This is a genomic window from Nitratireductor lacus, assembly GCF_056431025.1.
Map to the genome: position 1 here is coordinate 68,990 of NZ_JBWKMB010000011.1, position 20,886 is coordinate 89,875.

19 protein-coding genes are annotated in these 20,886 nt (G+C 61.7%); 4 read left to right on the plus strand and 15 right to left on the minus strand.

What is annotated here, in order from left to right; translation table 11 throughout:
• Positions 1 to 19: 19 nt before the first annotated feature.
• Both AC07E3_RS11155 and AC07E3_RS11160 read right to left on the minus strand, forming a co-directional pair.
• The gene (locus tag AC07E3_RS11155; RefSeq protein WP_245291769.1) at positions 20 to 1,087 is read right to left on the minus strand and encodes an ABC transporter permease; all 1,068 of its coding nucleotides are present in this window, start codon (positions 1,085 to 1,087) and stop codon (positions 20 to 22) included.
• A gap of 3 nt (positions 1,088 to 1,090) precedes the next feature.
• Positions 1,091 to 2,608, minus strand: coding sequence for a sugar ABC transporter ATP-binding protein (locus AC07E3_RS11160; protein WP_478361903.1), 1,518 nt, complete (start codon positions 2,606 to 2,608; stop codon positions 1,091 to 1,093).
• A 205-nt stretch (positions 2,609 to 2,813) separates the two neighbouring features.
• Between AC07E3_RS11160 and mtnK the strand changes: the two genes are divergently transcribed.
• Positions 2,814 to 4,079: an S-methyl-5-thioribose kinase gene (mtnK, locus tag AC07E3_RS11165; RefSeq protein WP_478361905.1), complete on the plus strand. Its 1,266-nt coding sequence runs from the start codon at positions 2,814 to 2,816 to the stop codon at positions 4,077 to 4,079.
• Positions 4,076 to 5,185, plus strand: coding sequence for an S-methyl-5-thioribose-1-phosphate isomerase (mtnA, locus tag AC07E3_RS11170; RefSeq protein ID WP_478361907.1), 1,110 nt, complete (start codon positions 4,076 to 4,078; stop codon positions 5,183 to 5,185). Before mtnK ends, mtnA begins: the two co-directional genes overlap by 4 nt.
• 63 nt (positions 5,186 to 5,248) lie before the next feature.
• Here mtnA and AC07E3_RS11175 read toward each other — a convergent pair whose 3' ends face one another.
• The 9 genes from AC07E3_RS11175 to AC07E3_RS11215 form a co-directional block, all read right to left on the minus strand.
• Positions 5,249 to 5,413 (minus strand): hypothetical protein, encoded by a 165-nt coding sequence (locus AC07E3_RS11175; protein WP_336066185.1) that lies wholly within the window; start codon positions 5,411 to 5,413, stop codon positions 5,249 to 5,251.
• Positions 5,414 to 5,491: 78 nt separating this feature from the next.
• Positions 5,492 to 6,259 carry an SDR family NAD(P)-dependent oxidoreductase gene (locus AC07E3_RS11180; protein WP_478361909.1) on the minus strand — a complete coding sequence of 256 codons (768 nt, stop codon included), beginning with the start codon at positions 6,257 to 6,259 and terminating at the stop codon, positions 5,492 to 5,494.
• 82 nt (positions 6,260 to 6,341) lie between these two features.
• On the minus strand, positions 6,342 to 7,124 hold the full coding sequence (locus AC07E3_RS11185; protein WP_478361911.1) for an SDR family NAD(P)-dependent oxidoreductase: 783 nt from the start codon (positions 7,122 to 7,124) through the stop codon (positions 6,342 to 6,344).
• Positions 7,125 to 7,126: 2 nt separating this feature from the next.
• Positions 7,127 to 7,963 carry a purine-nucleoside phosphorylase gene (locus AC07E3_RS11190; protein ID WP_478361913.1) on the minus strand — a complete coding sequence of 279 codons (837 nt, stop codon included), beginning with the start codon at positions 7,961 to 7,963 and terminating at the stop codon, positions 7,127 to 7,129.
• A 23-nt stretch (positions 7,964 to 7,986) separates the two neighbouring features.
• Positions 7,987 to 9,306, minus strand: a complete 1,320-nt coding sequence (locus AC07E3_RS11195; protein ID WP_478361915.1) for an amidohydrolase family protein — start codon at positions 9,304 to 9,306, stop codon at positions 7,987 to 7,989.
• The gene (locus tag AC07E3_RS11200) at positions 9,303 to 10,217 is read right to left on the minus strand and encodes an ABC transporter permease (RefSeq protein ID WP_478361917.1); all 915 of its coding nucleotides are present in this window, start codon (positions 10,215 to 10,217) and stop codon (positions 9,303 to 9,305) included. Before AC07E3_RS11200 ends, AC07E3_RS11195 begins: the two co-directional genes overlap by 4 nt.
• Positions 10,210 to 11,271 carry an ABC transporter permease gene (locus AC07E3_RS11205; RefSeq protein ID WP_478361919.1) on the minus strand — a complete coding sequence of 354 codons (1,062 nt, stop codon included), beginning with the start codon at positions 11,269 to 11,271 and terminating at the stop codon, positions 10,210 to 10,212. The genes AC07E3_RS11200 and AC07E3_RS11205 overlap by 8 nt, the downstream gene beginning before the upstream one ends.
• Complete coding sequence (locus AC07E3_RS11210) at positions 11,268 to 12,803, minus strand: ABC transporter ATP-binding protein (RefSeq protein WP_478361921.1); 1,536 nt, start codon at positions 12,801 to 12,803, stop codon at positions 11,268 to 11,270. Before AC07E3_RS11210 ends, AC07E3_RS11205 begins: the two co-directional genes overlap by 4 nt.
• 21 nt (positions 12,804 to 12,824) lie before the next feature.
• Positions 12,825 to 13,835, minus strand: coding sequence for a BMP family ABC transporter substrate-binding protein (locus AC07E3_RS11215; protein WP_478361922.1), 1,011 nt, complete (start codon positions 13,833 to 13,835; stop codon positions 12,825 to 12,827).
• Positions 13,836 to 14,050: 215 nt separating this feature from the next.
• Between AC07E3_RS11215 and AC07E3_RS11220 the strand changes: the two genes are divergently transcribed.
• A complete protein-coding gene (locus tag AC07E3_RS11220) occupies positions 14,051 to 14,419 on the plus strand; it encodes a cupin domain-containing protein (RefSeq protein ID WP_478361924.1) in 369 nt (122 codons plus the stop codon).
• A 90-nt stretch (positions 14,420 to 14,509) separates the two neighbouring features.
• On the opposite strand, the gene AC07E3_RS11225 is transcribed toward AC07E3_RS11220, so the two are convergent.
• The 4 genes from AC07E3_RS11225 to AC07E3_RS11240 all read right to left on the minus strand — a co-directional run bounded on the left by AC07E3_RS11225 (position 14,510) and on the right by AC07E3_RS11240 (position 19,553).
• Positions 14,510 to 15,223 carry a response regulator transcription factor gene (locus AC07E3_RS11225; protein WP_336066209.1) on the minus strand — a complete coding sequence of 238 codons (714 nt, stop codon included), beginning with the start codon at positions 15,221 to 15,223 and terminating at the stop codon, positions 14,510 to 14,512.
• Positions 15,224 to 15,757: 534 nt separating this feature from the next.
• Positions 15,758 to 16,501, minus strand: coding sequence for a Crp/Fnr family transcriptional regulator (locus AC07E3_RS11230; protein ID WP_322339528.1), 744 nt, complete (start codon positions 16,499 to 16,501; stop codon positions 15,758 to 15,760).
• 437 nt (positions 16,502 to 16,938) lie between these two features.
• A complete protein-coding gene (locus AC07E3_RS11235) occupies positions 16,939 to 18,147 on the minus strand; it encodes a polysaccharide pyruvyl transferase family protein (protein ID WP_478361927.1) in 1,209 nt (402 codons plus the stop codon).
• On the minus strand, positions 18,144 to 19,553 hold the full coding sequence (locus AC07E3_RS11240) for a hypothetical protein (protein ID WP_478361929.1): 1,410 nt from the start codon (positions 19,551 to 19,553) through the stop codon (positions 18,144 to 18,146). The genes AC07E3_RS11235 and AC07E3_RS11240 overlap by 4 nt, the downstream gene beginning before the upstream one ends.
• A gap of 266 nt (positions 19,554 to 19,819) precedes the next feature.
• Here AC07E3_RS11240 and AC07E3_RS11245 point away from each other — a divergent pair, with 266 nt between their 5' ends.
• Positions 19,820 to 20,674: a glycoside hydrolase family 16 protein gene (locus AC07E3_RS11245; RefSeq protein ID WP_336066217.1), complete on the plus strand. Its 855-nt coding sequence runs from the start codon at positions 19,820 to 19,822 to the stop codon at positions 20,672 to 20,674.
• The last annotated feature ends 212 nt before the right edge of the window (positions 20,675 to 20,886 follow it).

Sequence of the window (20,886 nt, forward strand, 5' to 3'; positions counted from 1 at the left end):
GTTTTCTCTTGAACGGGCGCTACCGGGCATTCCTCCCAAGCAGCGCAAAGGTAAAGATCAGAGCGATGACGAGCACCGCGCCCTTGACGAAATCCTGTGTGTAATACGGCACGTTCATCATGGTCAGCCCCTGCAGGAGCACACCGACAAAAAGCGCCCCGATCGCCGTACCGAATGCGTTCGGTTTGGCAGCGCCCAGCACCGCAAAACCGATCAGCGCCGCCGCCACCGCATCCAGAAGCAGATTGTTGCCCGATGCGATGTCGCCGCGCCCCAGGCGCGCTGCCAGAAGAATGCCGCCGATGGAAGCAAACACGCCCGAGATCACATAGGCCCAGATACGATAGGCCTTGACCGGAGCACCGGCAAACTCAGCAGCCCGCGCATTGGACCCCACCGCATACATCATGCGGCCAAACCGCGTGTATTCGAGGAAGAACCAGATCAGGATGGCAAGCACGATCAGCACCACCACCGAGGCCGGCACAAGGTTCTCTATGAAAAGATCGAACCGATGTCGCCCGAGCGCCAGAAAGGCCTGGCTGAACGTACCCTCGGCCGTCGACCCGTCTGGCAGCGTCATGCCGGTGGCGATGGAGCGTCCTTCGGTCGGGATGCGCTGCAGGCCGATCAGAAGGAACATCATGCCGAGCGTCGCCAGAAGATCGGGCACGCGCATGTAGCAGATGATCAATCCATTGATCAGCCCGACCAGCGCGCCGATGGCGAGGCACACCAGAACCGCCACCAGCGCGTTTTGCTCCAGCACCACCATCACATAGGCCGCCGCCATCATGGAGCTTGTGGCGATGGAGCCGATGGAAAGGTCGAAACCGCCCACCACCAGCGTCGCCGTCACGCCGAGCGCCAGAATGCCGGTGATCGAAACGGATTGCAGGATGAAGACCGCCGCCTGCGGCGAGGTGAAGCCGCGCGTCGCAAGCGAGAAGAAGATGATCAGCCCCACCAAGAGGCTGAGAAAGCCATAGCGGATCGCCAGCTCACGCAGCGAGCGGCCGTCTTTCGGCTGCGCCAGCGCCTCAGCCGGGGTTTCAACCGGGGTCTTGTCCGCCGTACGGCTGTCCATTCTCTAAATGCTCCCTGCGGGTTCCAGACGCTGGCCGGCAACTTCGGCCAGCAGCCGGTCCATATCCACGTCGGCATTGCGATGCTCGCCGACAATCGTGTTTTCGGACATGACGAGAATACGGTCCGCCGTCTCCAGCGCCTCGTCCAGTTCGGTCAGAAAGACCAGTGTTGCGCGGTCGCCCGCACTTTCGCGCAGCTTGGCCGCAATGTCATGGCGCGCGGCAATGTCCACGCCCTGAAACGGCTCGTCGAGGATGAGCAACCGCGAGGGCTGCGTCAGCCAGCGCGCCACGGTCACCTTCTGCTGGTTGCCGCCCGAAAGCGTCGCCAGATCGTCGCGCTCGGAGCGGCAGACGATCTTGAGGTCCGCAATCTGCTCGCGCGCGGTCTGCCGCTCGGCCCGCCGCCGCGTCACGCTCATGTTCGAGAAGCGCGGCAGAAACGGCAGGCTCATATTCTCATAGATGTTGAATTCCGGCACGATGCCGGTGGAGGCGCGGTCCTTGGCGACAAGGAACACGCCGTCCCTGATCGCGCTGGCCGGCGTCCTGGGCGCATAGGCCCTGCCATCGAGCTGCATGGAGCCGGCAAGCGGCGCATGAATGCCGAACAGCGTTTCGGCAAGCCGCGTCTTGCCGACACCCACAAGCCCCGTTACCGCCACCACCTCGCCCGCGCCCAGTTCCATGGAAAGCGGTTTTGCGCCCGGTGCGATGCGCAGATCGCGGACCGAGAAAACCGACGCGCCGGCAGCGCGCGCATCGATGCTGTGAAGGCCGAGATTCTGCCCCAGCATGGCATTGACCGCGCCTTCATAGTCGAGCGGCTTCTCGTCGAACTGCCCGACGATTGCCCCGTCGCGCAGGCTGACAATCCGGTCGGCCAGACGGCGAATGTCCGACATGCGGTGTGAAATGTAGAGAATGGCGACGCCGCGCGCCCGAAGCCGCTCGATCAGCGCAAAGAGCCGTTCTGCCTCATTGCTTGAAAGCGAAGAGGTGGGCTCGTCGAGGATCATCACCTGGGGTTCATGCGCCATGGCGCGCGCAATGGCCACCATCTGGCGGTCGGCGAGCGGCAGGTCGGTCACCTCGGCGCTGAGATCGATCCCGAGTCCCATGCGCTCGGCCACCTCGCGCGCCTCGCGCCGCACCTTTCGTGGATTGAAGAAGAAGCCGCTGCCCGCGCCATTCAGCCGGTCGAGCACCAGATTGCTGGCGACGTCGAGCGCGCCCACCACACCGTCATTGATGTTCTGATGCACCGTCACCACGCCGGCGCGCATCGCTTCTGCCGGGGTGGCAGGAGAGAAAGGCTTGTCGCCCAGCATCATCACACCACGGTCGGCGCGGTGAACGCCGCTCATGATCTTGACGAGCGTCGACTTGCCGGCGCCGTTGGCGCCCATCAGAACCGTTACCTCGCCAGCGCGCAGGTCGAGCCCCACTCCACGCAACACAGCGTTGGGTCCGAATGCCTTGGTCAGGCCGGCAATACGAAAAACGGCGGTGTCGCCCATGCTCTCCTCCCAATATGACGCTATCAGATAACAAGCATTTGTCAACACGATTGACAAATGACAGAGCATTGGTAGCGTGGCATCAGAATTGACGACGCTGGCACCATGGCCATCGTCCTTCTCCCCGCACGCGGGGAGAAGGTGCCGGCAGGCGGATGAGGGGCAAACGTCGCGCGCTCGCGTGCGAAAGGGAGGAGACGGAGAGATGAAAGAGAACGCCTTCGAGGCTTTGACGGTGGAAACCCTGTCGGATCGCCTTGGCAGCATCCCCGAGATTGCGGACCGTCTCGGGGGCACGCCCGCCGCTTGGAAAGTCCGCGAAGTGGGCGACGGCAATCTCAATCTCGTCTTCATCGTGGAAGGTGAGGCGCAAACGCTCATCATCAAGCAGGCATTGCCCTATGTGCGGCTCGTCGGCGACAGCTGGCCCCTGCCCCTGAAGCGCTCCTTTTTCGAATATCACGCGCTGACACGTCAGGAGCAGCGAGCCCCCGGCACCGTGCCTGCCGTCCATTACTTCGATGAGACTCAGGCCCTGATTGCCATGGAGTTTCTGTCCCCGCACATCATTCTTCGCCGCGCTCTCATCGAGGGGCAGGAACTGCCGAAGATCGGCAGGGACCTCGGCCTTTTCATGGCCCGAACCCTCTTCCGAGGGTCCGACCTTTCCATGAAGGCGGCAGACCGCAAGGCCGATCTCGCCCTCTTCGCCGACAATGTCGACCTTTGCGACATCACCGAAAATCTCGTCTTTTCCGATCCCTATTTCGAAGCGCCGATGAACCGGCACACGCCCGGTCTCGACGCGCTGGTGAAGGAACTGCGTTCAGACCGCGATCTGAAGGTCGCCGCCCAGCGCATGAAGCACCTCTTCGCATCGAAAGCCGAGACCATGGTGCATGGCGACCTGCATTCGGGCTCCGTCATGGTCACGAAGGACGACACCCGCGTCATCGATCCGGAATTCGCCTTCTACGGCCCCATGGCCTTCGATGTCGGCATGTTGCTTGCCAATTACTGGATGGCCTATTTCTCCCAGCGCGGGCATGAGGAAAAGGGCAGCCGCGCCTCCATGCGCGGCTATCTGCTTGGCGTCATTTCCGAGACATGGACCACCTTCCGCGACGAGTTCGCCCATCTGTGGCGCACCGAGCGCAGCGGAATTCTTTATCAAACCGCCCTATATGAAGATCAGGACGACGGGCTCGCAGCCGAACAGGCACTCAACCATGTGATCCACGATCTGTGGACCGACATGCTGGGCTTTGCCGGCATCGAGATGCACCGCCGCATTCTGGGCCTCGCCCACAATGCCGATTTCGAGGACATCGCCGACGAGAGCCTGCGCGCTTCGTGTGAAGCACCGGCGCTGAAATTCGGCCGCCATATCGTCGTCAACCGCAATCACATTCAATCGCTGGCCGAGCTCGATCGGCTGGCCGAAGCACTCGACCAGGGGAAACTGTCATGAAGGTTGGAGACAAGCACTACCGCACCATCTGGGTAAACGAGGATGGCTGGTCTGTCGATCTCATCGACCAGCGCTGGCTGCCGCACGAGCTGCGCGTTGAAAACGTGAAGACCGTCGAGGGCATCGCCACCGCCATCCGCGACATGTGGGTACGCGGCGCGCCGCTGATCGGCGTCACCGCCGCCTATGGCGTTGCCATGCGCATGCGCGAGGATGCTTCCGATGCCGCACTCGATGCGGTGTGGGAACAGCTCCACGAGACGCGCCCCACCGCGATCAATCTGCGCTGGGCGCTGGATGAAATGCGCGGCCTCCTGCGCGACATTCCCGAGGCCGACCGCGCCGCGGCTGCCTACAGGCGCGCCGCCGAAATCGCTGACGAAGATGTGGAACTGAACCGCAGCATCGGCCGGAACGGTCTGGAAATCATTCGTCAGATCGCCGCCCGCAAGAAGCCCGGCGAGCCGGTCAACATTCTCACCCACTGCAATGCCGGCTGGCTCGCCACCGTCGATTTCGGCACCGCCACCTCGCCCATCTACCACGCCGTTGAAGAGGGCATCGCCGTTCATGTCTATGTGGACGAAACACGCCCGCGCAATCAGGGCGCGCAGCTAACCGCCTGGGAGATGGCCGGCCATGGCGTTCCCCACACGCTGGTGGTGGACAATGCCGGCGGGCACCTCATGCAGCACGGCATGGTGGACATGGTGATCGTCGGCACCGACCGCACCACCGCCGATGGCGATGTCTGCAACAAGATCGGCACCTATCTGAAGGCGCTTGCGGCGAAGGACAACAATGTCCCCTTCTACGTCGCACTCCCCTCACCCACCATCGACTGGACGGTGCATGACGGCGTGAAGGAAATTCCCATCGAGGAACGTTCAGGCGACGAGGTCTCTCTCGTCTGGGGCAAGGATGAGGACGGCAAGGTGCGGCAGGTGCGAATTTCACCCGAGGCATCACCCGCCGGCAACCCGGCCTTCGACGTGACACCCGCCCGCCTCGTCACCGGCCTCATCACCGAGCGCGGCATCGCCGATGCCTCCCCCGAAGGGCTCGCCAAACTCTTCCCCGACCGGGCGAAATCGAACGCTGCGTGAATTTCAGAAAACGATTCAGAAATCCGGGAAAATCACCTGTTTCTGAATCGTTTTCGGGAATTTTCAGGCGTTTTCCGGAAAACTGAAAACCGCCCCGCCCTCGTGGTTCGACAGGCTCACCATGAGGGCTATATCGATGCCCTCTCCTGGCGCCTTGATGCCGCCCGCCGCCACACCAAAGGCCCTCATGATGAGCCTGTCGAACCATGAGGGCAGCATCAACCCCATGGGCAAACGTCATGCCGTCCGCCGCCAGGCCAAAGGCCCTCATGGTGAGCCTGTCGAACCACGAGGGCAGCGCGCCGATCAATAAGGCGTGTCGCCACCATCAATGGTGATGGACTGTCCGCGGATGATCGTTGCCGCATCCGACAACAGGAAGACAATCACACGTCCCACCTCGACCGGCTGGATGTGACGCCCAAGCTGTGCGGGGACCATCTGCTTCATCATCTCTTCCGACTTCGCCGCATCGCCGCCGACGATGAAGTCCGCCACCGTCTTGAGCATGTCGGTTGCCACGCCGCCCGGACACACGGCATTGACGTTGATGCCGCGCGCTGCCCATTCGAGCGAGAGCGAGCGGGTCAGGTTGATCACCGCCGCCTTGGAGGCGTTGTAGCCGGCCATGTTGGGATAGCCGACCTTGCCGGCGTTCGAGGCAATGTTGACGATCGCACCGCCCTTTTCCATCTGGCACGCGGCAGCCTGCGAGGCGAGCAGAACGCCCTTCACATTGACCGCCATTTCGAGATCGATGTCGTCTCCGGTCAGTTTGTCTGCCGCCCCGAGGCGCACCACGCCGGCATTGTTGACCAGCCCGTCGAGCCTGCCCATGCGGGCGACCACTTCGGCGAATGCGGCCTCCATGCTGGCGCTGTCGGTCACGTCGCTTGCAGCCGCGATGACATTGGGCTCGCCGCCAATATCCTTGAGTGCCGCTTCGAGTTTTGGCCCCGGCAGATCGAGCAGTGCCACGCGCCCGCCAGCCTCGATGATCGCCTGAGCGATGCCACGGCCAATACCGCCGGCTGCCCCGGTCACCGCAATGACCTTGCCTTCAAGTGCCTTCATTCCAAGCCCCTGTCGTTCTTCGGAACCCACCTCACGGGTTGAGTCCGGTTCTTGTTGTAATTGTCTGTTTCAGTTTTGTTTCTCACCAGGTCGAGCGGGCGCTGACGCCACCGTCGACCGTGATGTTCGTCCCGCTCACCCAGCGCGAAGCTTCTGAGAGAAGGAAGAGCGCGGCGTCGCCGATATCCTCCGGCTGGCCGAGCCGGCCAAGCGGTGCCGCCTCCTTCCAGCGGTTCACACCTTCGGGCCATCCTTCCTCGATGCCATCGCGGTGGATCAGACCCGGAGAGACGGAGTTGACGCGAATGCCAAGCCCGCCAAGCTCCAATGCTGCCGCCTTGGTGAACATCAAGAGCGCTGCCTTGGAGGCCGCATAATGGGCATGGCCGGGGGCCGGCTGATGCCCTTCGATGGAGGCAATGTTGACGACGGCACCACCGCCACCGCGCGCCTCGACATGGTCGGCAAAGGCGCGCGTCAGGAGAAACGGCGCGCCGGTGTTGATCGCCATCATCTGCGCCCAGCCGGCCTCATCGATCTGCCTGAGAGCCTCGACGGGCTGGAATCCGGCGTTGTTGACCACGCCGTGAACAGCACCGAATTTTTCACGCGCCGCTTTCATGAGAGAGGCCGTTTCGGCTTCCTTCGAAAGGTCACCGCCGGCAGCAAAACCCCGCGCGCCAAGTTCGCCGGCAAGCGCCTCGGCGGCGCCTTTGTTGTCATTGTAGTGGCACACCACATTTGCGCCGGCCTCGTGCAGCCGCCGTGCGATGCCGCTACCAATGCCGCCGCTGGCGCCGGTGACGATGACCGTGCGACCGGTGAGATCAAGCAGTGATGCGACGGGTGGGATGGTTGCAGCCATGATCAGGCTCCTTTCAGATTGGGCAGAAGCTCGGCCAGGATCGCCTCGATTTTGCGCCCGGCAATCTCGGCATTGGCAAACACCTCTTCGATCGTGTCGGGCTGCTGGTCCGGCCCGCCGGTCGCCTTGTTGGTGATGGCCGAAAGCCCGATGACGGGCAGCGATGCGTGGCCAGCGGCAATCACCTCGGTCACCGTCGACATGCCGACGGCATCCGAACCCGAGGCGCGGTAATAGCGGCGCTCCGCCGAGGTTTCGAGGGACGGTCCCAGAACGCCCGCATAGATGCCCTGCCGCACGGAAATGCCAGCCGCATCCGCCGCTTTGCGCGTGAGCTCGAGCAGGTCTGGATCGTAGGCGCGCGACATGTCGGGAAAACGCAGGCCGATCTCATCGTCATTGGGGCCGACCAGCGGGTTCAGCCCCGTGAAGTTCATGTGATCCTCGATGAGCATCACGTCTCCGGGCTCATAGTCGGGATTGAGCGAGCCGGCGGCATTGGTAACGATCAGCGTTTCGGCACCGAGGCGCTTGAGCAGATAGACGGCAAGCGCAATATCGCGCGGTGCCCAGCCTTCATACAGATGCAGCCGGCCCTGCATCATGATCACGCGCTGGCCTTCCAGATTGCCGATCACGAAAGCGCCCTTGTGGCCGGGTGCGGTGGAGACCGGAAAGCCCTCGACCTCTCCGTAAGGGATCGTGACTGCATCCTCCACCCGGTCGGCGAGCTGGCCGAGCCCCGACCCCAGCATGATGGCGATGGGTGCTGGCGCCCCTGCCCGCTTGGCGATGGATGCATGGGCGCGCTCAAGACGCGCGAGTTGGCTTTCGCTCATTTCATTCTCCCAGGGTTTTACTGTCAGGCCACGGTGGCGGCGATGCGCGGCGCGAGCTCTGCCACCGCGTTCAGCGTGTCGTCGAGCGTGTGGCGGGTGAGCACGCCATCGCGCACCACCTGCTCGCCACCGACGAACACATGGCGCACGTCGGATTTGGCGGTGGAATAGACGAGATGGGTGACGGGATCGAACATCGGCACCGCATGCGGGCGCTTCACATCGATTAAAATCATGTCGGCGAGCTTGCCTTTTTCGAGACTGCCCAGCCGGTCGGCCGCGCCCAGCGCCCGCGCGCCGGAGCGTGTCGCCATACCGAGCGCCTCATGGGTGGAGACGGCATCGGCCCGCTGGCTCGCCCCCTTGTGCAGCGTGGCGGCCAGCCTCAGCGCCATCCACATGTCGAGATCATTGCCGCTGATCGCGCCATCGGTGCCAAGTGCGACATGGACACCGGCGGCCAGCATGTCGGGTATGCGGGCAATGCCGGAGGCGAGCTTCAGGTTCGACATCGGGTTATGCGACACGGTCGTGCCCGTCCGCGCCAGAATGGCGATTTCCTCATCGTCCAGATGGACGCAATGGGCGAGCGTCGTGCGCTCATCAAGGAGATCCAGATGGTCGAGATGGCGGATGACGGAACTGCCATAGCGGCCTTCCACATCGGCCTGTTCGGCCTTGGTTTCCGCCGCATGCGTGCTGAAGAGCCCACCATGTTTGTCCGTGATGTCCCTGGCCGTCTTCAGGTTTTCGGGCCCCACCGTATAGGCTCCGTGGGGCATGGTTGCCGGGAAGACATCGTCTGCGCCCGCAAACGCTTCAAAGAAGGCCTCGGCGCTGGCAATGCGGTCATCGAGTGTTGCGCCGTCCACTCCCGGCCCATCGAAGAAGATGCCTCCCGTCGACACCCGCATGCCCACTTCGCGCGCGGCGCGCACCGTTTCCACCGGATACCAGAACATGTCCATCGTGCTGGTGACGCCCGACAGGAGCAGTTCGGAAAAGCCCAGAAGGCTGCCGAGATGCGAGGTATCGGGATTGAGGATCGCGCCTTCGGCGGTCCACACCTTCTGCAGCCACGGCTCCAGCGGCAGATCCTCCACCAGACCGCGAAACAGGCTGTCGGCGGCATGGCAATGGCTGTTGATCAGCCCCGGCATCAGGATGTGCCCGCTGCCGTCGATGACGTTGCGGGCGTTCCCCGCAGCCTGTTCAAGTGCTGTGCTCTCGCCGATCTGCGTGATGCGGCCATTTGAGACCGCAACGCCGCCATCCCGGATCACCGTCTGCTTTTCATCGCAAGTCACGACAATAGCGTTTTTGACAACCAGATCGACGGTCATGAAGCATCTCCTCTTACGCGTCTTGCCCGCCACCATGACAGGGCCACCAGCACGATAAGGGTCGCCAGATACGGCATCATGTCGGTGAACTGCTGGGCAAGCCCAAGACCCTGCACGCGGAAGGACAGGCTGTCGACGGCACCGAACAGAAGCGCGATGAAGAAGAGCGGCCACGGGCGGCCACGCGTCAAGAGCACCGCGACAACGGCGATCCAGCCGCGCCCGGCGCTCATGTTTTCAACGAAGAGATTGACATTGGCGATGGAAAGCTGCGCCCCGCCCAGACCGCAGAGTGCGCCGCAGGCGATGAGCGCCAGAAGCTGGACGCGCTTTGGACTGACGCCGCCGGCCCGAAGCGCCTGAGGGTTTTCACCCGCCGCGCGAATGCGCAGGCCAAGGCGGTGACGGGCGAGAAACACATGCAGGAACGGAACGCTGAGAAGCGCCAGATAAAAGGGCAGCGCCTGGCCGCTCAGGATCGGGCCGAGGAGCGGCACGTCTTCGATGAAAGGCAGGCGGATGGGTGCGAACCCGGCAATCGCCGGATCGCTGAAGGCACCCGTGACATCGAAAATGGCGCGCAGAAAGAAGGTGGTGAGACCCGCTGCCAGAAGGTTGATGGCGATGGAAACGACGATGGAATCGCCGCCGCGCCGCACATTGAACTCGGCGAAAACAACACCAAGCGCCATGCCGGCCACCATGGCGGTGAGCACGCCGATATAGGGCGTGCCGGAGAAATAGGCCCCCAGCACCGCCGCGAAAGCGCCCACGAGCAAAAAACCTTCCAGCGCGATGTTGAAGACACCGGCCCGCTCACACAGCGCGCCGCCAAGGGCGGCCAAAAGGATGGGCGTGACAAAGCGCGGAATGGAGGCGGCGAAGGAGGGATCGGCGATCAGCTCAAACATGGCCGTCTCCATCGCCCCGGGACGCCGTCAATGCGCCGGAGACGCGGCTTGCCACGAAGAGGATGATGACCGCCTGCACGACAAGCGCGATCTCCTTGGGAACGCCGGCCGCCCGCTCCATGCCGGCAGCCCCCGTCTGAACGGCGGCAAAGAAGAAGCCGGAAATCGGCACCGCCCATGGCACCATGCCAACCAGCAGCACCGCGATAATACCGGTCCATGCATAGAGCGGCTGCACCAGCATGCCGTCGATATAGCGGTGGTGAATGCCGAACACGGCGATTGCACCGACCATGCCAGCAATCGCACCGCTGAGCGCTAGTGTCTGCAGCGTGAGCCTGCGCACCGGCAGGCCGACCGTGCGGGCGAAATCGGGCGAAAGCCCGTTGAGCCGCGTGTGATAGCCGTGGACGGTCCAATAGCTGTAGATCAGCGCAAAGGCTGCCGCCACTGCCGTGAAGAGGATGCCGATATCGAGCCGGGTTCCCGGAAAATAGGCCAACCAGGTTTCCTGCGGCACGAGATGCGACTGCACCATGCCCGACTGCACGTCGCGATAAGGATGCGCCACCAGATAGGAGGCGATGTAGCGGATCGGATAATTAAGGAGGAGCGAACCGACAAGCAGCGGCACGCCCATGAAAAGCTGGAGCACACCGGCAAGCAGTGCCCATAAGGCACCGGCCAGCATGGCAGCGAGGATCGCCACGACCAGCACAAGCAGCGGTGGCCCCGGCATGAGCACGGCAACGAGGGCTGCCACCAGCCCGCCGGCGACAAGCTGCCCCTCGCCGCCAATGTTGAACAGCCCGGCACGAAAGCTCAGCATGACGGAAAGCGCCATGCCGACAATCAGCGCCGAGCGGCTGAGGGTCGCCATAAGATAGGCGTTTCTGCGCCCGCCGAAAGCGCCGTTCCAGAAGCCCGAAAGCGCCTCGCCCACCGGCGCACCGACGAAGAGCAGCAGCGCCAGAATGATCGCCGCGATCCACAGGAAGGTGAAGAGCCATGGCAGCGCGCTGCGGGTGGCCTTGCCGGCATCGAAAGCCATCATGCAGCAGCTCCCGGCGACGCCGCGCCCAGCGCATCGGCGGCACGTGAGGTCATCAGCGCGCCGACGCGTTCGCGGCTCGCCTCGCCGCCATCGACCTCACCGGCGATTGCGCCGTCATACATGACCAGAATGCGGTCGGACAATGCGATCACCTCGTCGAGCTCGGTGGAGACCAGAAGAATGGCGTGGCCCGCATCGCGCATGCGCATCAACTCGCCATGGATGAAATCGATGGCACCGATATCGACGCCCCATGTGGGGTTTTCGGCGATCACCAGCGGGGTGTTGCGCGAGAGTTCGCGCCCGACGACGAGCTTCTGCTTGTTGCCGCCCGACATGGTGGAGGCGGAAGCGCGCGGACCGGCCACACGAATGCGGTAGCGCTCGATCAGGGAGCGCGCATATTGGGCCATGGCTCCATGTTTCAGGAACGGGCCGGCGGTGAAAGCGCCCGCATCGTCGCGGCCCGCATTGGCGTTTTCGCTGACGGAAGCGCCAAGGGCGAGCCCCATGCGTTGCCGGTCTTCGGGGATGTAGCTCATGCCGCCCTGCCGGCGGGCCTCCACATCCAGTTTTTGTATCTCATTGCCGCACAGGGTGATGGAGCCCGAACGCGCCGGCTCAAGCCCTGTCAGCGCGCGGATGAGCTCAGCCTGTCCATTGCCGCTGACGCCGGCAATACCAACGATCTCGCCTGCCCGCAGATCGAAGGAAACGGGGCCGACGTCCCGGCCCCGCCGCGCGACGGTGAGGCCATCGACGGCAAGCACCGTTTCGCCGGGCGAATGGGCCTTCCGGGTTCTGGCCGCCGGCAGATCGCCGCCGACAATGCCGCGGGCAATCTCGTCCTTCGAGGTTTCGGCAAGCGATGAAGAGGCGACAAGACGCCCCGCCCGCATCACGCTCACCCGGTCGGCGATCTCCATCACCTCATCGAGCTTGTGGGTGATGAGGACGATCGCCTTGCCCGCCTCGCGGAAGCTCTTGAGCGTTGCGAAAAGCCGGTCCTTCTCCTGCGGGGTGAGCACTGCGGTCGGCTCGTCGAGGATCAGGACTTCGGCTTCGCGGTAGAGCACCTTCAGGATCTCCACCGCCTGCCGCTCGCCGACGGAAAGGCGGCCGACGCGCCGGTCGAGATCGATGGCGACACCATGGGTTTCGGCAATCTCATCGAGGCGCGACCGCGCGCGGGCGAAATCGACAAAGCCGAAGCGGCCCACCGGCTCTGCGCAAAGCACGATGTTTTCCAGCACCGTCATCTCTTCCTGCAGCATGAAATGCTGATGCACCATGCCCAGCCCATGGGCGATGGCATCCTGCGGCGAGGCCCAGCGGCGCGCCTCGCCATCCAGACTGATCGTGCCGCTTGCCGGCATAACCAGCCCGAACAGCGCGTTCATGAGGGTGGACTTGCCAGCACCGTTTTCACCCAGAAGCGCGTGGATTTCGCCCGGCTTGATGCCGAGCGATACATTGTCCACGGCCGTGACCGGGCCAAAGCGGACCGTGACGTCCTGCAGGTGGATGCGCATGATGCGTGCTGCTCAGGCCGCTTACTTGGCGAACATCGGGTCTTCGAGTTTTAGCGAGCCATCCTCGATCTGGCCTGCGACCTCGCGCATCTTGGCCACCACCTCCGGATGATCGGCGATGAGGCAGCCGCTGTCGGCCAGTTCGTCTTCCTCGAGCGCGATGGTCGACACGCCACCTTCCTTGAGGCCGAGCGCCATTGTGAGCTTCTTCTCGCCTTCAAGGATCGCGCCAATGGCCTGAACCATGGCGTTGTCGACGCGCTTCAGCGTGACATCGACCACGTGGCCGGGCGCATTGGGGCACTGGTTCACATCGACGGAATAGACCTGGAAATCCTTTTCCTTCGCAGCCTCGAAGACACCGAAATCACCGCCCGACGTGGCCGTGAAGATCTGGTCGGCGCCGGCCGCCTGCATGGCCACGGCCTGTTCCTTGGCGCGCACCGGATCGGCGAACGGGTTTTCGCCACCCACCCAGCGAATGTCGACCGAGGCATCGGCATTCACCGATTTGACGCCATCGGCATAGGCATCCGTGTAGCGGTGCAGGAAGGGGATATCGAGCGCGCCGACAACGCCGACCTTGTTGCTCTCCGTCAGCATGCCGGCAGCAACACCCACGAGATAGCTCGCCTCATATTCGCGGAAGACCGCGCAATGCACATTGTCGGGCCGGTCGTCGATGCACTGGTCGACGATGAGGAACTGCGTGTCGGGCGCGGTGGGCGCGACCTGCTTCACGATGTCGTTGAACTCGAAACCGAGGAGCACGACGATGTCGGCACCCTCGTTGACGGCTGCGTTGACGTTTTCGAGACGGTCGGCCGCCGTGCGGCTCTCATAGGTTTCCACCTCGGCGCCATACTGCTCGCCAGCCTGCTCGATGCCGGACTGGCCGAGCTTCAGGAAGGCGTTGACGCCGATCTGGTCGGGAGAGACGTAGACGAAAAATTTATCCGCCGCAGAAGCGGGCACAGTGAACGCTGTCGTTGCCAGAAGCCCCACCGCCAACCAGTTTTTCAAACCCCTCATGCCACCACTCCCTGTTTGGTCCTTAGATCGCCGTGCGTTCATCCGGACGCGAAAAGGACGATCTGATCTTCTGATGGAGCATCGGAATAATCCGAAAACCGGATGCCACTTTTCGGTCCGATGCTTTAGTCGAAGGCATACTGACGCACCAACAGGACTTTGACAATTGTCAAGCTGACTGATCATTGTGGAAGTTTGATCGAGCGAGGTTTGTCATGCCCCCTTTATGGTTCATCGAAAACACCGGCCAGGCGGAGTTCTGGACCGAGGAACGGTGCTACATCACCGAGTTGATGAACACGCCGGCCTCGCCCGAAACCTCGCTGGCGATCGCCCGTGTGGAACCCGGCGTGACGACACAGTTGCACAGTCTGACGGGAATCTGTGAGCGCTATGTGGTGCGCAGGGGCGAAGGCGTGGTGGAAATCGAGGGTGTGCGGCAGGCCCTTGCGGTCGGGGACCAGGCGATCATTCCAGCGGGCGCGGCGCAGCGCATCGCCAATACGGGGACGGAGGATCTGGAGTTCTACTGCGTCTGCACCCCCCGCTTTACGCCTGAGACCTATGTGAATCTCGAAGACTGAAAACAAAAAGGGCCGGTCTTTCGACCAACCCGAAACATGTTTGCAGGTCTGAGTGTTTGTCTAGCCCCTCTTGGTCGGACCTGGTGACCGTCAGGACTGCATTTCGCGAATTTTATAGGCGACCTCGGTTCTGTTGGTCGCGTTCAGCTTTTTCATGATGTTGCGAATGTGCACCTTCACGGTGCTTTCGCAAAGCTGCAGTTCATAAGCGATGATCTTGTTGGCCTTGCCGCGCCGCAGCGCCTCGGCAACTTCGGCCTCGCGGGCGGTGAAGAGATTGCCAAGCCCGACCACGCGGCTGCTGTTCGAATTGATGACATCGCGCATCGCCAAAACGCCGCTGGCGGGAACGAATACACCGCCGGCGCGGGCCAGGAGTATGGCCTCCGCGGCGACATCGACGCCGACATTGCTGGGAATGTATCCCTTTGCGCCGGCTTCCAGCGCCTTCAGTATCTGGCCCAGATCGTCCGTATCGGCGATGACGATGACCGGCTGCTCCTCGAATTCTTCGGCTAGATCGTGGATTTCGTTGCAGATGCCCTGCTCGGTGATCTTGCGACTGCCGACGATCAGAAGCACGGCCTCGGGCTGGCGCCCGTCGGCAATCTTGTGCCATTCCTCCGAAGAGCCGACAGCGAAAATGTCGAGGGACGGGTTCTGCGTTTCCAGACTGCGTGCCAGACATTCCCGGTCCAGCACCCGGGGATCGATCAGAAGCACGAGCTCCCGATCCGTATCCTCGCGAGCCTCGTCCCAGTCTTTCGAACCGGTCGCTGCGAGTGCGCCACCCGACGCTTTCATGATTCCGTGTAGATTATTACTGCTGCTGCTCTGCCCTATCTTTGCGTGTTCCATGACCAATGCTCCCCAACACTCACCCAAAACAAACCCCAGTGATATTGGAGAAGCGCATTTTTGTTTTTATTGCACGCCCCATCCCCCACCGAACAGAGTATCGGCGGCGCGAACCCCTCAGAGAGGCCCCCAAACAGGATTATCACTTGGAGATTTATTATCCTCACGATTAGGGAGTTTGTGCATTAACATGGATCAATTTTATGCAAGAATCATTCAATATGATTATAATCACGAAATACTTTGTTAAAGTTGTACTTCACTCAAAATACCAGACATAATTGAAAAAATCGGCCTTGTCGCTGTCTGGTTGTCCCGCACATCAATGGGTTGGCGGTATCCATCATCCTCAAGGGGATGTGGTTTCAGATCATGACTGCATTGTATCGGAGGAAGGCATAGTCCTGACAAGCACCCAAAAGCTGTAACCACAGTCTTTTGATCTATGGTTGATATAATGGGTTATACAGATATGAAAAATTAGGGAGTGACCGGCTCGGCAAGTGCGAGGTAAGACCCCTCAAAGCCCGTGGCCTCGATCAATCCCGCACGGTTCTGAAACGTCACCACACCACTGCGGAAAGACACGTAACCACTTTCGCGCAGTTTTCTCAAAACACGATTGACGTGAACGACCGACAGGCCGAGTGCATCGCCCAGATCCACCTGGGTGAGCGGGCAGGCAAAGGAGCTCGCCCCCTGCCCTTCATACACACCAACACGGAATGACAGTTCGAGCAGAAGATGCGCGACCCGTTCAAACGCACCCCGGCGGCTGATGTTGACGAAATGCTCGGCCGCGCGCGCATAGCGCCGCGCCATTCCCTTGAGAATGAACTCGCGCACGTGACGCGGATAGGTCGACAGGTTTTCGTAGATCGCGCCAGGAAACTCAAACAACGTGACAGCCGTGAGCGCCCGCACCTCTTCGCGTGCCCACTCGGTGGTTCCCACGGTGATGACATCGCCGGTCAGGGAAAAGTCGACCACCGTGCGCGAGCCGTCTTCAAGTTCTTTGCCATTGGAAACCCAGCCCGAGACAACCAGGAGAACGGCGCGCTTCTGGCCATCCATATCCGCAATCGTATCGCCGCTTGAATATATGCGCTTGCGCAGCCCGGTATGGTTCGACTTGCTCGCCGCCATGCCGAACAGTCCGCGAGCCGTTTCAGCCTCCAGATAGTGTAGAATTTCCCTGTAATTTTCGGTGCCCCGAACCGGCATGCTACCCCGCATCCTGCGCTCCCGATCGTCCGCAGATCGACCACTATAGCGATCGGCAGTACTCATGGAGCAAATACCCGAGTTTTAAACGCCCCATCCATAGCCTCGGTTCCACTTATAGTCGTCAGCCGGCAATTAAACGCCTCCGAAATACGACCATCTGACCTTGGAAACACTAGAGCATCGGACCGAAAAGTGGAATCCGGTTTTCGGATTATTCCGATGCTCCATCAATCGTTTAGATCGTCCTTTGTGCGTCTGGATGGACGCACGGCGATCTAGACAAGAAGGCTCGATGCCCAAATCACAATAACGTTAGCTGGCATGAAGTGTAGCCAAGGACAGGACCTATTGATATGGCCGCGAACCATGATGGCTGCCGAACCGGTTTCCAGATATTCGCGACATCATCCCACGCAGGTTCTTCGACGTCGCCGTCATGCGGTCTCGCGTTCCGATCCACGGATCGTCATCTTCAACTCCGCTGCCAGACCATCAATTGCCTTCTCCGCCCTTTCGATACACTGGCGGCGATCATCAAGGTCAATTCCTTCTCCAAGAGTCGTCAAAATGCGTTCTCCAATCATCTCCACGTCTCCTTTGTGCGCGGAAACGAAGAATGGTTCACGGCCGATCAACTGGAAGAAGGACTCCACCTTCTGATCCCAACCGAGACCGACCGGAGGGACCCCGAGCGCATAGGCCGTGATGCAGGCGTGCAGTCGATGCGCTGCCACAGCGTCGAGCGTGCCGAGCAATGCAATCAGCTCCTGCGGAGTGTTTGGCCGTTCAGCAAAACAGCAGCGGTCCGGTGCCCGGCTTTTTGCCCTGGAGGGCGTATTCCGGATCTGTTCCAGACAGGCCTGATCTTCCACCGCACCATTGGTAAAGAAGACGACGTCGCACCCCGCGTCCATTAGCCATTCAGCCAATGCGCCATACCCCTGCACGGTCCCGAGCGGGATATCCTGCGTGTTCACACTGGCATGCCGCCTGAGAACGAGCGGGTGTGTCACGCATAGACCGACCAGCGGGCGGGCGCGGTCCCGCATCGCGTGCATTTCCACCTGCAAGGTCAGGGCCGGGTCGGGCGCGATGTTCGGGCTCGGCCAATCGGGAAAATGCTGCTCCCAGTTCTGCCGTGCACCATGATCGCGCACCGAAACACGAAGGACATTGCAGGTGCGAAGCGTATCGAACAGCGTCGCAGCACGCCGCGACCAGCGCCGCCCCACGCCAACGGCGTGGATCGCCACGGGGCAGTTTTCCTCTCGGCAGAGCTCCAGAACCTGCGCGATCTTCAACGGGAAATTCAGGTCGTCATCCTGAAAAAGATTGCCGCCGCCGATGACCACCGCATCGGCCCCGGCGATTTTCCCAAGCCATTGAGCGCGCAATGCGGCCAGTCTTGAGCCGAGCACACGCGCGACCAGAGTGCGGCGGACGGGCGGCGGCATGGCCCGCAACAGGCGCAGGACACCCGAACGCCGCGCATCCGCAGCGCCATAAGCAGTGCGGCCAGCCAGGTCCAGGGTTTCGATTTCCGCGCCTGGCAGCGACACGCCAAGCCGGTGTTCCAGACATTCGGCAAGTATTCCATCCCCCAAATTGGGACTGTAGCGGACATTGAAGATGACAATCTTCATTGAACCGCCTCCGCTTTCCCAGGTCTGTATGCCCCTGCCTCCACAGGAACCCACCGCAGCGCAGCCGCGCTTCCCGCCAGTACGAAAAAGAGGAGCCCCAGATCGTAGACCGTTCCGGAGATCATCGCTTCACTAAGGCCTGCAAGAACGCCCGCCCTGACCGCCCGCATCGTCGCGTGCTCGTGGAACCCGCCGGCGCTCTTCATCATCAGCGTGTTGCCGACAAACAGCAGGAACAGAACCGTGCCGATAAGGCCGACATTGGACAGGAGCACAAGCGCATAGCTGGAAGCACGCGCGCTGCCCAGACCAGCGCCCCACCCCCAGGTATCGAGGAACACCTGGAAGGCCACGGCGTTCCATTGCATGCGTTCGCGCGCCGACTGACTGTTCAGCTTGGAATAGAGCGTTTCATCCAGAAAATCCTGCACGGCCTTTGCGAATTCCGGCATCAGGACAAAGACCAGCATGAAGCAGAGCGGGACAGCAAAAAGAGCGAGCGCAATGGCAGCAGGCCGCCCCGTGGCACGCCTGCCGTAGGAAGCCGGCAATGCCCGCCACAGAAGAAAGACCATCACCATCGCAAGGCTGACCAACGCCGTTGTCGATGTCGACAGGAGAAGAGCAAGCAACAGCAGGCCGGCGATCCCCCCGGTCGCGACCGTTCGCACGCGGTCGATCCACAGACTGGCAGTGAACGCAAACAGCACGATTGTGTAGCCGGCGAAGGCTGAAGCCTCGGGAAACGTGCCCGAAATGCGTTTGAAGCCTGCCTTCTCCGATCCGGTCAGAAGCGCGTAATTCGCAGTGCGAATGAAGTCGAAAAGATGCGCCGTGCCCGTACGGTACGTGATCACGTCCAGAAGCGCGAAGATCAGATTGGCGACGGCAAGAACCAGCATGGCGTTGATCACGTCGCGGGCGGTGCCGCCGCATTTGAGATAGGCGTAAGTGAAGGCGAAGCAGAAGAGCCCGCCCACCGCATAGACCGTCTGGGTGATGTTGTTGCTTGAAAACGATAATGGCGTCAGATCAATGATGCGATGTCCCGCGGAGGAGCGCAGCACGATCATCGTTTCCGTCACCCCTTCCAGAAGACGCGGGAGGAAGAGCGCGGAGAAGACGCCATAGACAGTTAGCAGGAGAAGCCAGATGCCCGGCGACGAGGAAGACACTGCCGCCAGAACAGGCCTTTCGCCAAAGGCCATGAAAAGACGCAGGCAGTAAAAGGCAAGCAGGAGACTGGGAACCAGCACTGAAGCCCCGCCCAGACCCGGCACGCCGAAGGCAGCAGCAGCACCGAAAAGTGTCGACATGACAATGACATAAAAGGCCATACGGGGCGGCGCCAGCAGAACAGCCACCCCCAGAACCAGCGATAGGACTCCCAACAATTCGATGCGCATGGTGCGCCCCAACCTCTGGTTTTCGCTTTTCGTTGAATCGCGAAAACGCTCTACCCTGTTTTTGCGCAATTCCGGACGGAAAACCGGTACCCACTTTTCCTGGAATTGCCCTCGCCGCAAACCGGCTTAAACCCGGCCAAGAATACCACGCGGGCGATGGAGCGTCCCGCTTCGCCGGGTACCACTTATGGCCAGTGACGCGGCGATTGGCTGAGTTCCTGAGCAAGGCGCAGCGATGATATTCTGCCCGACGGGAGGTAACCGCATTGCCGTTCGCCTCGAGCACGTTGCGACATCTGACACGCCGCCGCTTACTTGGTGCCGGCACGGCGGGCCTCTGTGCAGCGCTCGTGACGGCCTTTGGCCCGCCTCCCGCGCCAGCCGAGGATCAACTCGCAACCCAAGCCGACGCGCTGGATGTGGATGCGATGCGGCTTTCCTTCGACGAGGATTTCTCCACACTCGACGTTTCGGCCTGGGGCCCCGGCACGCGCTGGATCGCGCACACGCCCTGGTCGGGAGATTTTGGCGGCGCGCGCTTTGCCAATCCCGGTGAACGGTCGCCGTTCCGCATCGAAGACGGCACTCTGCGCATTGAGGCAAAGCGAGATCCGGAGGGCGACTGGCAATCGGGACTGCTTGCCTCGGTCGATCCCGATGGCAACGGATTCTCACAGCAGTATGGCTATTTCGAAATGCGCGCGCAGTTGCCGGAGGGGCCCGGTGTGTGGCCCGCCTTCTGGCTGATCGGCAAGGATCGCTCGAAGGCTACAGCCGAAATCGACGTGATCGAATTCTACGGGGACAAGCCGGACGGCTATTCCTCCGTGGTCCATGTCTGGCATCGCGATGGGCGCCACTACTCCCGCTTTCATCGCAACGCGGTTTTCGTGGAAGCAAGCCCCGGTGCGTTTCACACCTACGGCGTGAAGGTGGACCGCAACTGGATCCGATTCTATTTCGACCGCGAGTTCATCTGGAAGACCGAAACGCAACCGGAGCACCGGCAGCCACTCTATATTCTGCTCAATCTCGCCCTCGTCGACGGACCGACCAGGGATGCGACCCCGGACCCTTCCTACATGATCGTCGACCATGTGCGGGCCTACCGCCTGGACTGACATTCTAATGCTTTGGGATAGGCTTTCTCCTCCACCCAACGGTGGCATCGCCGAATGGTCTATATCCGTGAAACCCTAAGACCTCCGGTCGGCTCGCGGGTCATCCAGATAGCTATCTGTCTCTTTGCCGGCCTGCATGAAATTCTTTCCCTCGAAGGCATGAGAACCATTTTTCTCCCGCGCCTCAACTATAAACAATAAGCGTTTTCGGA